This window comes from Dokdonia sp. Dokd-P16 (assembly GCF_003095655.1).
Taxonomy (GTDB): domain Bacteria; phylum Bacteroidota; class Bacteroidia; order Flavobacteriales; family Flavobacteriaceae; genus Dokdonia.
The window spans coordinates 1-15,911 of sequence record NZ_CP029151.1; the positions used below are offsets into that span (position 1 = coordinate 1).

The 15,911-nt window shown below is 39.3% G+C and carries 9 protein-coding genes and 2 pseudogenes; 4 read left to right on the top strand and 7 right to left on the bottom strand.

The window, feature by feature from the left end; translation table 11 throughout:
• Positions 1-56: 56 nt before the first annotated feature.
• From DCS32_RS16335 to DCS32_RS00010, 3 genes are read left to right on the top strand one after another with little or no spacing between them, the layout of a single operon-like run.
• The gene (locus DCS32_RS16335) at positions 57-185 is read left to right on the top strand and encodes a hypothetical protein (RefSeq protein WP_410492551.1); all 129 of its coding nucleotides are present in this window, start codon (positions 57-59) and stop codon (positions 183-185) included.
• Complete coding sequence (locus tag DCS32_RS16250) at positions 175-1,206, top strand: TolC family protein (RefSeq protein ID WP_262497450.1); 1,032 nt, start codon at positions 175-177, stop codon at positions 1,204-1,206. Before DCS32_RS16335 ends, DCS32_RS16250 begins: the two co-directional genes overlap by 11 nt.
• A 9-nt stretch (positions 1,207-1,215) precedes the next feature.
• Positions 1,216-1,821 (top strand): TetR/AcrR family transcriptional regulator, encoded by a 606-nt coding sequence (locus DCS32_RS00010; protein WP_108876435.1) that lies wholly within the window; start codon positions 1,216-1,218, stop codon positions 1,819-1,821.
• 208 nt (positions 1,822-2,029) lie between these two features.
• On the opposite strand, the gene DCS32_RS16175 is transcribed toward DCS32_RS00010, so the two are convergent.
• The 7 genes and pseudogenes from DCS32_RS16175 to DCS32_RS00030 all read right to left on the bottom strand — a co-directional run bounded on the left by DCS32_RS16175 (position 2,030) and on the right by DCS32_RS00030 (position 5,705).
• Complete coding sequence (locus tag DCS32_RS16175) at positions 2,030-2,527, bottom strand: NAD-binding protein (protein ID WP_239057535.1); 498 nt, start codon at positions 2,525-2,527, stop codon at positions 2,030-2,032.
• A gap of 423 nt (positions 2,528-2,950) precedes the next feature.
• Positions 2,951-3,115 carry a cation:proton antiporter gene (locus DCS32_RS16180; RefSeq protein WP_239057536.1) on the bottom strand — a complete coding sequence of 55 codons (165 nt, stop codon included), beginning with the start codon at positions 3,113-3,115 and terminating at the stop codon, positions 2,951-2,953.
• The gene (locus tag DCS32_RS16185; protein WP_239057537.1) at positions 3,115-3,306 is read right to left on the bottom strand and encodes a hypothetical protein; all 192 of its coding nucleotides are present in this window, start codon (positions 3,304-3,306) and stop codon (positions 3,115-3,117) included. Before DCS32_RS16185 ends, DCS32_RS16180 begins: the two co-directional genes overlap by 1 nt.
• A gap of 5 nt (positions 3,307-3,311) precedes the next feature.
• Positions 3,312-3,794, bottom strand: coding sequence for a cation:proton antiporter (locus tag DCS32_RS16190; RefSeq protein ID WP_239057538.1), 483 nt, complete (start codon positions 3,792-3,794; stop codon positions 3,312-3,314).
• Between the two features lie 59 nt (positions 3,795-3,853).
• On the bottom strand, positions 3,854-4,450 hold the full coding sequence (locus DCS32_RS00020) for an NAD(P)H-dependent oxidoreductase (protein ID WP_108876436.1): 597 nt from the start codon (positions 4,448-4,450) through the stop codon (positions 3,854-3,856).
• 98 nt (positions 4,451-4,548) lie between these two features.
• Positions 4,549-4,933 (bottom strand): annotated as a pseudogene (locus DCS32_RS00025) (DUF3037 domain-containing protein).
• Positions 4,923-5,705 (bottom strand): annotated as a pseudogene (locus tag DCS32_RS00030) (HipA family kinase). The pseudogenes DCS32_RS00025 and DCS32_RS00030 overlap by 11 nt, the downstream one beginning before the upstream one ends.
• Positions 5,706-6,278: 573 nt before the next feature.
• On the opposite strand from DCS32_RS00030, the gene DCS32_RS00035 reads away from it, so the two are divergent.
• Positions 6,279-15,911, top strand: coding sequence for an Ig-like domain-containing protein (locus DCS32_RS00035; RefSeq protein WP_108876437.1), 9,633 nt, complete (start codon positions 6,279-6,281; stop codon positions 15,909-15,911).

A 15,911-nucleotide genomic window follows, 5' to 3' on the forward strand; every position in this document is an offset into this window, starting at 1 on the left:
CGTATATTCAAGAAGGGCTTGAAAATAACATGGATGTGCGTATCGCTATACAACAGATGATTGCTGCACAAGCTTACGCGAAACAAGGAAAGGCTGGTTATTTACCTACAGTGAATGTAGGCGCAAATTTCACACACCAAGTACTCTCTGAGAACACGCAGTTTTGGTCAGTTTTTGACCAATAGAGCTACAGATCAATTTGATATCACAGCAAATCTATCTTGGGAAGCAGACATCTGGGGAAAAATAAGAAGTAACCAAAGAGCTACGCAAGCAGCATATTTGAAAAGTGTAGCGGGTCATCAAGCTGTAAAAACTCAGCTTGTTGCAAGTATCACAAACACCTATTATAACTTACTTGCTCTAGATGCTCAGATAGCCATCACAGAAGAAACGGTTGCAACTAGAGAACGTAGTGTAGAAACTATAAAAGCATTAAAAGATGCTGGACAGGTTACACAGGTGGCAGTAGATCAAAACATAGCGCAGTATAACAACGCAAAGGCACTACAAGTAGACCTTGAGACAGCACTTTTTAAAACAGAAAATGTACTCAGTATTTTATTAGGAAAACCTGGACAGCGTTTTGAAAGAAGCTCACTAGATAGCCAGGTGCTAGATGAAGAATTAAAACTAGGAGTACCAGCATCACTATTAACTAATAGACCTGATGTAATGGCAGCTGAGTTTGATCTGATTCAGTCTTTTGAGCTAACTAATGTTGCAAAGAGTAACTTATATCCTTCATTGCGATTAACCGCAGCAGGAGGTTTCCAGAGTCTTGAGATTGATAAGCTACTAAGTGCAAATTCATTATTTGCAACAGTCATAGGTGGATTAACACAACCACTCCTGAACCAGCGAAAGTTGAAAACACAGCGCGAAGTTGCAATTGCACAACAAGAACAGAGCTTACTAGCATTTAAAAAGACATTGCTTGTTGCGGGAACTGAAGTATCAAATGCCTTATTTGAATATGAAGCAGAAACAAAAAAGTTCCAATTTATAAATAAAGAAGTTACTGCACTACGCGCAGCAGAAGCCAACTCTGAGGAGCTCTTAAAAAACGGTTATGCAACATACCTAGATTTGCTTACAGCAAGACAAAGTGCTCTTAATGCAGAGCTTAATATCATCGAGAGTAAACTACAGCAGCTTGTATCTATAGTTGATTTATACGAAGCCTTAGGTGGCGGATGGAGATAAAAGTATAAGATGGCTACTAAGGAAATCTTGCTACAGCATGCTATTACTAAGTTTACACAGCTTGGCAGCAAACATGTGACGCTAGATGAGATAGCAGATGATCTCGGGATTTCTAAAAAAACGATTTATACGTTTTTTAAAACAAAAGGAGATTTAGTAACTGCAAGCGTGATGGCACTACTTGACGAATATCAAGAGAATATTAATGTTATCACTGATTGTAAAAGTACAGATGCGCTTTTAAAAGTAATTTTAATATACAAAAGAGGGTTTGAGTATATAGCATACTTTAAACCCTCTTTTCTTTCTGACCTATCGAGATATTATCCTAAGGCAAATAAGGCATATACTGTATTTGTAGAGAAATTATCTAAAGTAACTGTTTACAATCTTCTAGTACAAGCACAAGACACAGGTAACATAAGAAGTGATATTAATGTGTCGCTAGTAGTAGCCATCTATTTTACTAGAGTAGATCTCTTGGTGTTAGGTAACAATAATCTGATAGCAGTATATGGAAAAGAAGCAACCTTTTATCATCTTGTAATTTCAAATCTAAGAGGTATTATCTCACCCACGTATACAAATGAGTATTTTAAATCTTGTGGTAATTAACTTTTAATGCCGCAATCACAAAGCTTCGGCGATATAGCGCTAGTTGAAAGACAAACTTACTATAAGTCATTAAACAGCATAAATATCATCTGCTCACATGTTCCCGAAAGGGAAAAACTCATCTATTTTGTGCTATCTTCTTCACTATTATCTTGCTGTCCTTCTAGTGTTTTTCTAATGTGCTCGCTGTCCCAGTGATTATCATAAGCTACAATCCCTCTATTAAGTCTTCGTTGAGGTAACGTTCTTGCTTTTCTAACTCTTGACGAGCGACAAAAATATAGCTATCTGTACCTTTCTTTGGTTCCTTGGCAAGTCGTCTCAAAATAGCTTCATCGTATTTTATAAAGTTCTGGACCTGTCTATTTAACGTATACTTTCTAAACCCTAATTTATGCAATGCATCACTAGCAAGGCTGAGTGAAGTATCTAGGGATTCTCTGTAAATATTTTCTATACCTAAGTTGAGTAAATCATAGGCGTCATCCCTATTCCTTGCTCTAATCATAAGTTCTACATGGGGATACTTTTCTTTAACAAGCTTTGTGACTTGCTTTGTTACCGTAGGATTATCTATAGCACAAATTAGAATTTTTGCCTGTGCAATTCCAGCAGATTCCAATAAATCTAAGCGCGTGGCATCACCGTAATACACCTCAAAGCCCATCTTGCGAAGAAAATCTACACGGTTTGAGGTCTTGATCAAGAATGGTTGCCTCTACGCCATGAGACCTCAAAAACGGCCAATTGTACTCCCAAAATGCCAAAACCAACAAGAATCACATTCTGCGACTTTGCGATGTGATCCATAGGTCGTTTTATAGACTCTTTGGTTCTATTCTAGGTAATATAAAACGCTCGTTTATCATCCCTGTGATGGGCGTAAGTGACATGGTAAGCGCTGTGATTACTAGCATCATATCCATTTGATCTTGCTCTAGCAATTGCAAGCTGAATGCGAAAGAAGCAAGACAAATGCAAATTCTCCTATCTGCGATAAGCTAAAGGTGAGCAGCAGTTTTCTGATCTAATTTTAGTTTAAAGATCCATCCTGTGATAAATAATACGATCGCTTTTAAAACTACAATCGCGATCAAAATCCCGCCTATGGTGAGCGGATTTTTGGCAATCACAATAAGTTAATGGAAGCTCCTACGGCCATAAAAAACAGGCCGAGCAGTAAGTTTTTAAAAGGCTCAAGGGTACTTTCTAGCTCATGTTTGAATTCGCTATTAGACAGTACTACTCCGCCCAAAAACGCACCTAGCGCAGGACTGAGACCTACATATTCCATTAAAAAGAAATAGAAAATACAATCAATAATGCAGAGGCTATAAGTAGTTCTCTTACTCCTGTATTTGCGACTTTACGCAGCATAGGTACAATTAAAAATTTACCGGCAACTATGATAATAACTACAGAAAGAATAATTGCAAGCGTTTGAAACCGATAGGCAAACCATCTAATAATTCTCAGACGCTCCATGACCTTCACCACCAGCCACCGTTGTGGCAGTAGAGAGCAGTGGCAATGCACCTAGCATGAAAATTACAATGATATCTTGAAAAAGTAAAATAGAAAATGAGGATGCTCCATAAGTGGTATCCATCATCCCTTTCTCCTTTATGGTTTGCAAAGCAATTGCTGTAAGATGACAGTGCTACGGCCATGGAGATTACAAGAGAGACTTTCCAGTCGTAGCCTAGAGAGGTGAACAAGAAATAAGTTAGTAGCATGGTCCCTCCTACCTGCAATCCTCCCATACCTAGGATGGTCTTGCGCATGTTCCAGAAATTCTTAGGCTCAATTTCTAACCTATTAAGAATAACATAACCACCACACCAAAACTCTGCAAAGTGTAATATATCTTCTCCCTCTTGACCTATAAATCCTAATACGTAAGGGCCTATGAGTACGCCTGCTAGTAAATAACCTATTACCGAACTTAATCCTAATCGCTTTGCGATATACACACAAATGATGGCTCCCGTAAGAAAGACTATGGCTTCAAAAGAATACTTCCTGTCATAACTTATTGGATATTTAACTGTGGGAGGTCATTTAAGAAAACACAATTTGCTACTTCTGGTACCATTACCTCCTGTTGAAGTAACTGTAATAATGACTTATAGCTGATTGCGTGACTATCTAATTGTGTGTTACTCAATTGGTGTGTTCCCATGACGGTAAATGGAGGATAATACTGCATCCCACACAAGGTTGCTGTCTGCTCAAAAGGTCTCAAAAATTCATTAATGGTAAAGCTATTACTTCCTTGTGCACAATACACTTCTTTTGAGCCACCAGTAGTAATCACATTGAGACAGGTTTTTCCTTTGAGTGCAATACCATCAGGTCCATATGCCCAGCCAAACTCTAATACCATATCTATCCACTGCTTCATTAAAGGCGGACAACTATACCAATATAATGGATGGTGCCAGATAACAATATCGTGAGCAATAAGTAAATCCTTTTCGGCTTCTACATCAATATGAAAATCTGGGTATTGTTCATAAAGATCATGAAAAGTAACACCCTCCATATCTTGAATGTAAGATACTAGTGACGTATTTGCCCTAGATTTTTCAAATTTAGGATGTGAGAATAAAACAAGTATCTTCTTCATGTATGTGTACCGTTAATGTTGGCGAAAGCCAACTAGTAAGAATTATAGTAATCCTTAAAATGCGTAATGTGAATATTGAAAAAACTAACGCTTTAAGCTTATAGCACGTTTTTATTAAATATATCTTCTAGCACACTCGCTGGATCTTCACATAAACCAGGATGCGTTTTTGAGCTTTGTATGATGGTGCTTCTACAAGCAGTAAGCCATCTAAATCTATCTGAAAGTTCCATCGCGCCTATGCGACCTCCGGCAGGTGTACCTTTGCAAACAAGTTCCCAGGCTTCTAGATATGCCTTGATATTTTTTAATGTCTACATCTGTACAGAAGGCTTTCCACTTATCTGGACATATATGATACTTTATTCCCAGATACTTTTTCTTTTTTGAAAACACAATGACACCTACATTAAAGAACTCTTCACGTTCTACTTTAGGTACAATTCTAATAGTGGCATACTCAAAGGTATATTTATCTTGCATCCTCTCCTTCTTTTACTAAGATATCAATTTTTGGATAATCTAGAATTAATAAACTCAAGGTAAGCTGCTCTCATATCACTAGGAGTCATGGTATCAAACTCAGATATTAACCAGTCTTTCTGGTATATTTGAGATGATATCTTCTAGTTTTTTCTTGCGTTAATAGCTCCTTTATTGCGATTGCCGCTTCTGGTAAGCGCGTTGCTTTCTCAAGCAATACATGATCTTTTACTAGCGGGAAAGTACGCTCTAGGTGATTTTTCCAATTTTTCCAATCATGGTGAAAATAAAAACTTGCACCGTTATCAATCACCCATATCTCATTATGCCACTGCAAGAGATTTGTATTTTTTGCTGTTCTATCTATATTACTTATAATACAGTCTAGTAACACTATTTTTGAAGCAGTAAGCGCATCTACCGTACTAACCAGCGGATCATAAGTAATCGCTTCTGATAAGAAATGAAGCCCAAAGTTTAAACCAACGCTAAACTTCAATAAATCCTGAATCTCCTCATCTGGCTCTGTTTTACTAAAAGAGTCATCTAGATTCATAAACACAAGCTCTGGAACATGGAGTACTATCGCTCTTGCTATTTCTCCTCCTAGAAGCTCAGCTATAAGTGCTTTCTTACCTTGGCCCGCTCCTCTAAACTTGAGCACATATAAATAATCATCATCTGCCTTTACTAAAGCTGGAAGTGATCCTCCTTCTCGTAAAGGTTGCAAGTATTGCACAACATTTACGGTTCTTAATTGTAGCATATCCATATACAGTATTCTCTTTTCTGAGGTTGTCCCCCTTACTGCAAATTTAAGTGATTACTTATTGGTCTTCCCTACTAATATTGTGGAGCATTTTTAACACACATGTGAACATATCAACTTTTTTACAAGTATAATTTATTCAACAAACCACGTAATTTTAACAGTTTTGTTTAATTACGCTTTCGCGAAAATGTAAATCTATAATTCAAGGTTAATTAAATATGATTTGTTTTGCTGTTTATTACTTGTAAAATTCTATCAAATGCTAATTTATAACGTTTAAGTGTTAATTAATTCATATTAGCTGTATTTAGTCTTGCAAATACAAAAACAATTTAATAATTTTCCTACACATTAAACTTGTATAAATCAACATTCTACAACCAGTTTTGTACAAGTAAAAGTTCTTAATTACACAAATACCTAACGCTAGTCTTAAACAAACTGGTGGCAAGTATTACTTTGATTAAACGGACTCTTATACGATTAATCAAATTTGAATTTTATTGTTTTTAATGATGTGTACTCGACATTCATTAGTTAGATGTTTTATTAAAATAATTTAAAACGACTACCATGAAGAGAAAAACTACCTATCCATTGCCCTTGAACAGCTTCATAGTAATTTTATTACTTGCTTGCTTCTCAATGAATGCACAAGAGCAATCATTTGCAACCACTATTCTCAACCAAGAAAATGTTGACAATGCAAATCTATCTGTAAATGAAGACTTAACAGACTTTGCCGAGGTTAGAGCAAACTCTGGAACACTTTTTTTTGGTGCATATGATGGTGTACTTGAGTTAGCATACGGAGAACTACTGCCAGCAAATACCACATCATATATTAAAATAGAAACAGAAGATGACTTATTACCTTCTTTACTAGGTGGTAGTCTCGGTAATTTACTTGCAGATGTGTTGGGGATTGTATTAATAGGTAATCAAGAATTTACCGTAAAGGCATTAAATGGTAATACTACCGTGCTAAGTGCAGTATCATCAGACCCTAATACATTTAGCGGTGCTAGAACACAAATAGTGACCGATGCACAGGGAGATTATTATATAGCACTCACACCAGACCAACCATATAGCAGTATAGAAATTACAAATAGTATAGGTTCCTTAATTGGACTAAATCAAGAACGTTCTTTGAAAGTTTATGGAGCTTTCTACGGCGCAGATGCACCTATTTGTAACACTCCTTCATTTACCTCATTTGACGGGACTGGGCTTAATCTAGATTTAATAAATCTAGGAGGCGCTGGGGTCACAAATATTGAAAATGCAATTGATGGAGATCCTACAACATTCTCAGAGTTAAGTTTGGGAGTATTATCAATTGCTGCAACGATAGAACAAGAAATTTATTTTCAAAATACAACACAACCCACAGAAGATTTTAAAATTCGCCTTGCTGTCGATCCAAGTTTATTAGCACTAGGAGTGGCAAATAATATCCAATTTGAGGCCTACAACGGAACAAATCTAGTTGCAACAAGAGACTTAGGTTCGTTATTAAATCTTGAGCTTATCAATTTATTACAAAGTAATAATCCGGTAGATATAGGTTTTGATGTTTCGGCTCCTGTAGATAGGATTGTAGTTAGTTATTCTTCATTATTAAATACCTCATTGAGTCAGCGACTTGATTTATATGATGTTTCGGTGACTCCTGCTATTCCGGAAATTGCTGCAGCATCTAAAAATATTACCTTATGTGAAAATAGCACTGCAGATCTTACTGCTACTACTGATGCTACAAACTCACAAATAAATTGGTATGATGCAGAGCAAGGTGGGACTTTACTTGCAACAGTAGATAGTGGTGAAGCTTTTACGACCCCATCATTAACAGAAAGTACTACTTTCTATGCTGCTGCTACCGCAAATGGATGTACTGTAGCGTCTGTGAGAACTGCTGTTTTAGTGACCATTAACCCTACTCCAAGAGCTTCAGATATTCTAGTAGCAGGTTTTGACTCTGCTATATGTTTACCAGAGGTATTAGAGATTGTACCGTCAAGTACCATCTCAAATAACTTCAAATATTATTTTGATCCTAATAAAAATGTAGAGATTACTAATGGGCTTACTGCAGATGGAATCATCTATGCAATTAATGACAGTAAGCTTGAGATCACAGGATTAAATGAAGCAAATAATCCTGATAATATATTTATTTCAACCATTGAGCCTGCTACTGGTTGTGAGAATAGTCCTGGTGATTTGAGACAAGTGTCTATAATTCTTGCAAATACCCCAAATATCTCCATAAATCTCACGGAGAATATTACCGCAGATGATGTCATTAATAGTATTGAGCAAAATAATGATATTACCATTTCTGGTGTAGTTACAGGAGATGCACAAGAAAACGATGAAGTAACTATTACGGTAAATAATACAAATTACACAGCATTATTGGATGCAACCTTAAGCTTCGCTACAGACATTCTAGGCGCAGAATTAGTACTTGACGCAGATTCAACTATTGATGCATCGATAACGGTTGTTGGTACTTTATGTACTGCCACAGCTATTGATAGCGAGGCTTACACAGTAGATATTAACAGTCCAACTACTCCAACGGTTAATCCGCAAGTTACCAATGACACCACACCGCTCATTACTGGTACAGGAGATTCTGATGATGAGCTGACTGTAATTGTAAATGGTGTTACCTATACCGAAGGTGATGGAAACCTTACCGATAATGGTGATGATACGTGGAGCCTGCAAATTCCTGATGGAAGTGAACTACCAGATGGAACGTATGATGTAGATGCTTCTGTGGAAGATACTGTTGGGAATATTGCTTCAGATATAACAACTGATGAATTAGTAATTGACGCTACTGCGCCTACAACTCCAACGGTTGCAGCACAAACTACGAATGACACCACACCATTGATTACAGGTACAGCAGATTCTGATGATGGGCTGACTGTAATTGTAAACGGAGTGACCTACACCGAAGGTGATGGAAACCTTACCGATAATGGCGATGATACATGGTCTCTACAAATACCAGATGGAAATGTACTACCAGATGGAACCTATGATGTAGATGCTTCTGTGGAAGATGCGGTTGGGAATACTGCTTCAGATACAACTATTGATGAATTAGTGATTGACGCTGCTGCGCCAACTACACCAACGGTAACAGCACAAACTACGAATGACACCACGCCGCTGATTACAGGTACAGCAGATTCGGATGATGAGCTAACTGTAATTGTAAATGGAGTAACCTACACAGAAGGTGATGGAAACCTAACCGATAATGGTGATGATACGTGGAGCCTGGAGATTCCTGATGGAAACGAAATTCCAGATGGTACCTATGATGTAGATGCTTCTGTGGAAGATACGGTTGGAAATACTGCTTCAGATGCTACAACGGCTGAGCTAGTAATTGATGCTACTGCGCCTACTACTCCAACTATTACAGAACAAACTACCAATGACACCACGCCATTAATTACTGGTACAGCAGATTCGGATGATGAGCTAACTGTAATTGTAAACGGAGTGACCTACACCGAAAGTGATGGAAACCTAACTGATAATGGTGATGACACTTGGTCTTTACAGATTCCTGATGGAAGTGAAATCTCTGATGGAACCTATGATGTAGATGCTTCTTTGGAAGATACCGTTGGAAATATTGCTTCGGATACAACAACAGATGAATTAGTAATTGACGCTACTGCGCCAACAACGCCAACGGTTGATCCGCAAACTACGAATGACACCACGCCGCTAATCACAGGTACTGCAGATTCTGATGATGAGCTGACTGTAATTGCAAATGGAGTTACTTACACCGAAGGTGATAGTAACCTCATCGATAATGGTGATGATACGTGGAGCCTGCAGATTCCTGATGGAAGCGAACTACCAGATGGAACTTATGATGTGGATGCTTCGGTGGAAGATGCAGTTGGAAATACTGCTTCGGATACAACAATTGATGAATTAGTAATTGACTCTGCTTCCCCAACGACGCCAACGGTTGTTCCGCAAACCACAAATGACACCACTCCACTAATTACAGGAACAGCAGATTCTGATGATGAGCTAACAGTAATTGTAAATGGAGTTACCTACACCGAAGGTGATGGTAACCTCATCGATAATGGTGATGACACTTTTAGCTTGCAGATTCCTGATGGAAGTGAATTATTAGATGGAACGTATAATGTAGATGTTACTGTGGAAGATGCAGTTGGTAATACTGCTTCGGATACAACAACTGATGAATTAGTAATTGACGCTACTGCGCCAACAACGCCAACGGTTGCAGCACAAACTACGAATGACACCACACCATTAATTACAGGTACAGCAGATTCTGAAGATGGGCTGACTGTAATTGTAAATGGAATTACTTATACTGAAGGCGATGGAAATCTTACCGATAATGGTGATGATACGTGGAGCTTGCAGATTCCTGATGGAAACGAACTAACAGACGGAACTTATGATGTAGATGCTTCTGTGGAAGATACGGTTGGAAATACAGCTTCGGATACAACAACAAACGAGCTGGTAATTGACTCTACTGCACCAACTACGCCAACGGTTAATTCTCAAACTACTAATGACTCCACGCCATTGATTACTGGTACAGCAGATTCTGATGATGAGCTGACTGTAATTGTAAACGGAGTTACTTATACTGAAGGTGATGGAAACCTTACCGATAATGGTGATGATACGTGGAGCTTGCAAATTCCTGATGGAAGCGAACTACCAGACGGAACGTATGATGTAGATGTTTCTGTGGAAGATGCGGTTGGGAATACAGCTTCGGATACAACAACAGATGAATTAGTAATTGACGCTACTGCGCCTACAACTCCAACGGTTGTTCCGCAAACCACAAATGACACCACTCCACTAATTACAGGAACAGGAGATTCTGATGATGAGCTGACTGTAATTGTAAATGGTGTTACCTATACCGAAGGTGATGGAAACCTTACCGATAATGGTGATGATACGTGGAGCTTGCAGATTCCTGATGGAAGCGAAATTCCTGATGGAACCTATGATGTAGATGCTTCTGTGGAAGATACGGTTGGGAATACTGCTTCTGATATTACTACTGATGAATTAACCATTGACTCTGCTTCCCCAACGACGCCAACGATTACTGCTCAAACCACAAATGATACCACTCCACTGATTAATGGTACAGCAGATTCTGATGATGAGCTGACAGTAATTGTAAATGGAGTAACCTACACCGAAGGTGATGGAAATCTTACCGATAATGGTGATGATACGTGGAGCCTGCAGATTCCTGATGGAAGTGAACTACCAGATGGAACGTATGATGTAGATGCTTCTGTTGAAGATGCTGTTGGAAATACTGCTTCAGATACAACAACAGATGAATTAACCATTGACTCTGCTTCCCCAACGACGCCAACGGTTACTGCTCAAACTACGAATGACACCACGCCATTAATTACTGGTACAGCAGATTCTGATGATGAGCTTACAATAATCGTAAATGGAGTAACCTACACTGAAGGTGATGGAAACCTTACCGATAATGGGGATGATACGTGGTCTCTACAAATACCTGATGGAAACGAACTACCAGATGGAACTTATGATGTAGATGTTTCTGTTGAAGATGCTGTTGGTAATACGGCTTCGGATACAACAACAAATGAATTAGTAATCGACGCTGCTGCGCCTACTACTCCAACAGTAACAGGACAAACCACAAATGACAACACGCCACTGATTACAGGTACAGCAGATTCTGATGATGAGTTGACTGTAATTGTAAATGGAGTTACGTATACCGAAGGTGATGGAAACCTAACCGATAATGGTGATGATACGTGGAGCTTGCAGATTCCTGATGGAAACGAACTACTAGATGGCACCTATGATGTAGATGCTTCTGTGGAAGATACAGTTGGAAATACCGCTTCGGATATAACAACTGATGAATTAACCATTGACTCTGCTTCCCCAACGACGCCAACGGTTATTGCGCAAACTACCAATGACACTACACCGCTGATTACAGGTACAGCAGATTCTGATGATGAGCTAACAGTAATCGTAAACGGAGTGACCTACACCGAAGGTGATGGAAACCTTACCGATAATGGAGATGATACGTGGAGCTTGCAAATACCTAACGGAAACGAAATACCAGATGGCACCTATGATGTAGATGTTTCGGTGGAAGATACTGTTGGGAATACAGCTTCGGATATAACAACTGATGAATTAACCATTGACTCTGCTTCCCCAACGACGCCAACGGTTATTGCGCAAACTACCAATGACACTACACCGCTGATTACAGGTACAGCAGATTCTGATGATGAGCTGACTGTAATTGTAAATGGAATTACTTATACTGAAGGTGATGGAAATCTTACCGATAATGGTGATGATACGTGGAGCTTGCAGATTCCTGATGGAAACGAACTACTAGATGGAACTTATGATGTAGATGTTTCTGTTGAAGATACTGTTGGAAATACTGCTTCGGATATAACAACTGATGAATTAGTAATTGACGCTACTGCACCAACGACTCCAACGGTTACTGCTCAAACTACCAATGACACTTCTCCGCTGATTACTGGTACAGCAGATTCTGATGATGATTTGACTGTAATTGTAAGTGGAGTGACCTACACGGAAGGTGATGGAAACCTTACCGATAACGGAGATGATACTTGGAGCCTGCAGATTCCTGACGGAAACGAACTACTAGATGGAACGTATGATGTAGATGCTTCTGTGGAAGATATTGTTGGGGATACGGCTTCGGATACAACAACTGATGAATTAGTAATTGACGCTACTGCGCCTACTACTCCAACGGTAACAGCACAAACCACAAATGACACCACACCGCTGATTACTGGTACAGCAGATTCTGATGATGAGCTGACTGTAATTGTAAACGGAGTGACCTACACCGAAGGTAATGGAAACCTTACCGATAATGGTGATGATACGTGGTCTCTACAAATACCTGATGAAAGCGAACTCCTAGATGGAACTTATGATGTAGATGCTTCGGTGGAAGATGCTGTTGGAAATACGGCTTCGGATATTACTATTGACGAATTAACCATTGACGCTGCTTCCCCAACGACTCCAACGGTTCATTCACAAACTACGAATGACAACACGCCATTGATTACTGGTACAGCAGATTCTGTTGATGAGCTGACTGTAATTGTAAATGGAATTACTTATACTGAAGGTGATGGAAATCTTACCGATAATGGTGATGATACGTGGAGCTTGCAGATTCCTGATGGAAACGAACTACTAGATGGAACTTATGATGTAGATGTTTCTGTTGAAGATACTGTTGGAAATACTGCTTCGGATATAACAACTGATGAATTAGTAATTGACGCTACTGCACCAACGACTCCAACGGTTACTGCTCAAACTACCAATGACACTTCTCCGCTGATTACTGGTACAGCAGATTCTGATGATGATTTGACTGTAATTGTAAGTGGAGTGACCTACACGGAAGGTGATGGAAACCTTACCGATAACGGAGATGATACTTGGAGCCTGCAGATTCCTGACGGAAACGAACTACTAGATGGAACGTATGATGTAGATGCTTCTGTGGAAGATATTGTTGGGGATACGGCTTCGGATACAACAACTGATGAATTAGTAATTGACGCTACTGCGCCTACTACTCCAACGGTAACAGCACAAACCACAAATGACACCACACCGCTGATTACTGGTACAGCAGATTCTGATGATGAGCTGACTGTAATTGTAAACGGAGTGACCTACACCGAAGGTAATGGAAACCTTACCGATAATGGTGATGATACGTGGTCTCTACAAATACCTGATGAAAGCGAACTCCTAGATGGAACTTATGATGTAGATGCTTCGGTGGAAGATGCTGTTGGAAATACGGCTTCGGATATTACTATTGACGAATTAACCATTGACGCTGCTTCCCCAACGACTCCAACGGTTCATTCACAAACTACGAATGACAACACGCCATTGATTACTGGTACAGCAGATTCTGTTGATGAGCTTACAGTAATCGTAAATGGAGTTACATATACCGAAGGTGATGGTAACCTAACCGATAATGGTGATGATACCTGGTCTTTACAGATTCCAGATGGAAGCGAACTACCAGATGGAACGTATGATGTAGATGCTTCGGTGGAAGATACGGTTGGCAATATTGCTTCAGATACCACAACAGACGAGTTGATAATCGATACGAATGCTCCTAGTATTCCAACGGTAATCTCTCAAGTAACCACAGACACCACCCCAATAATTGAGGGAACAGCAGATTCTAGTGATGCATTGACAGTGACCGTTGACAACACAACCTACGTTGAAAATGACGGACATCTTACAGATAATGGTGATAATACATGGAGCTTGCAAATTCCAGGAGCTAATGATATTGCAGATGGTGTTTATGATGTGCAAGCCACCACTGAAGACATGACTGGAAATTCGGCGTCAGATGTAACTACTAACGAGTTGACAATTGACACGACTGCTCCTATTCCGCCTACGGTGACTCCTCAAGAAACAAGTGACACCACGCCAATGATTACAGGTACAGCAGACTCTGATGATATGCTTTCAATCATTGTGGATGGTAATTCATATATGGAGAGTGATGGGAACCTAACAGACAATGGTGATGATACATGGTCTTTACAAATACCAGATGAAAATGAACTTGGAGATGGCACGTATGATGTGCAAGCCACTGCAGAAGATTTGGTAGGTAATACAGCTTCAGACACTACTGTAGATGAGCTTACCATACAATCAGGTATCGTAACGACAGAAAATGACCAGCAACTTTTTTGCGAAAGCGAAAATCCAATAATTGCAGATATTCAGGTTAATGAGACTACTGTAAATTGGTACCTCAGTGCTTCTGGTGGGACAGTTTTAGCTACCGATACTGCATTGATGAACAACACGATTTATTATGCGGCACTTGTTACAAACGGAATCGAGAGTGCAAACAGGCTGGCTATTACAGTTACTATTATCAGTACTCCTACGCCTACTACCACCGCAAGTATACAGTCATTTTGTATAGATGCTATGGCTACCGTAAGTGATATTTACGTAAATGAACCTGATGTAATATGGTATGCTCAAGCAACAGGAGGCACTCCAGCTGCAGATACACTTTTAGTTTCTGGTAATTATTATGGAGCTTTAGTAAATAATGGCTGTGAGAGTAGCACTCGTCTAGAGGTGAATATTACGATAGATGAGACTGCTACAGCAAGCATTACGAGCAGTACTGAAATGACTTGTGTGGGTAATGAAATCACTTACCAGACAGAAACTGACATGAGCGGTTATTTATGGACCATTTCTTCTGGAGGAACAATCATCACTGGTGGTGATCTCACAGATGATTTTGTTACGGTGATATGGAACGAACTTGGCGAGCAATCTGTTGCAGTAAATTATGAATCTTTAAATAGCTGTATGCCTCTAGCAGAGGCTACTCTAGACGTGGAAGTTGCCACTTGTTCTGATCTTACGATTCTTAAAACGGTAAATAATGCCCTGCCACAACTTAATACGGAGGTTGTGTATACCATCACTGTGACTAATGTAGGCGACACAGATTTTACAGATGTTGAGGTTCAAGATATATTACCATCCGGACTGCAATTTATATCTGCGGCGACAGATAGTGGAACTTTTGATAATGCAGTGGGTACTTGGATAATTCCTGAGGTGATGGCCAGTGCTACTGTAGTGTTAGAAATAACGGCTGTAGTACTCGAGGACGGAGATTATCTAAATATCGCGACCATCACGCAGTCTAGCCCTATGGATAGTGACTTTACTAACAATGTATCTCAAGTTGATATCACGCCTAGTTGCATTAAAGTGTTTAATGAATTCTCACCTAATGGTGACGGCTTTAATGACACCTTTACCATACGCTGCATCGAATCTTACCCAGAAAACAACTTGAAAATTTATAATCGAGCTGGAAACATGGTGTATGAGATGGATGGATATGCAAATGTGTGGAGAGGTACTTCTACTTCTAATGGTACTGTTAATAAAAATGACGGCCTTCCATCATCTACTTACTATTACATTCTAGACTTAAAAGATGGTAATGAGCCGCTTACTGGCTGGGTATACATTGCACTTTAA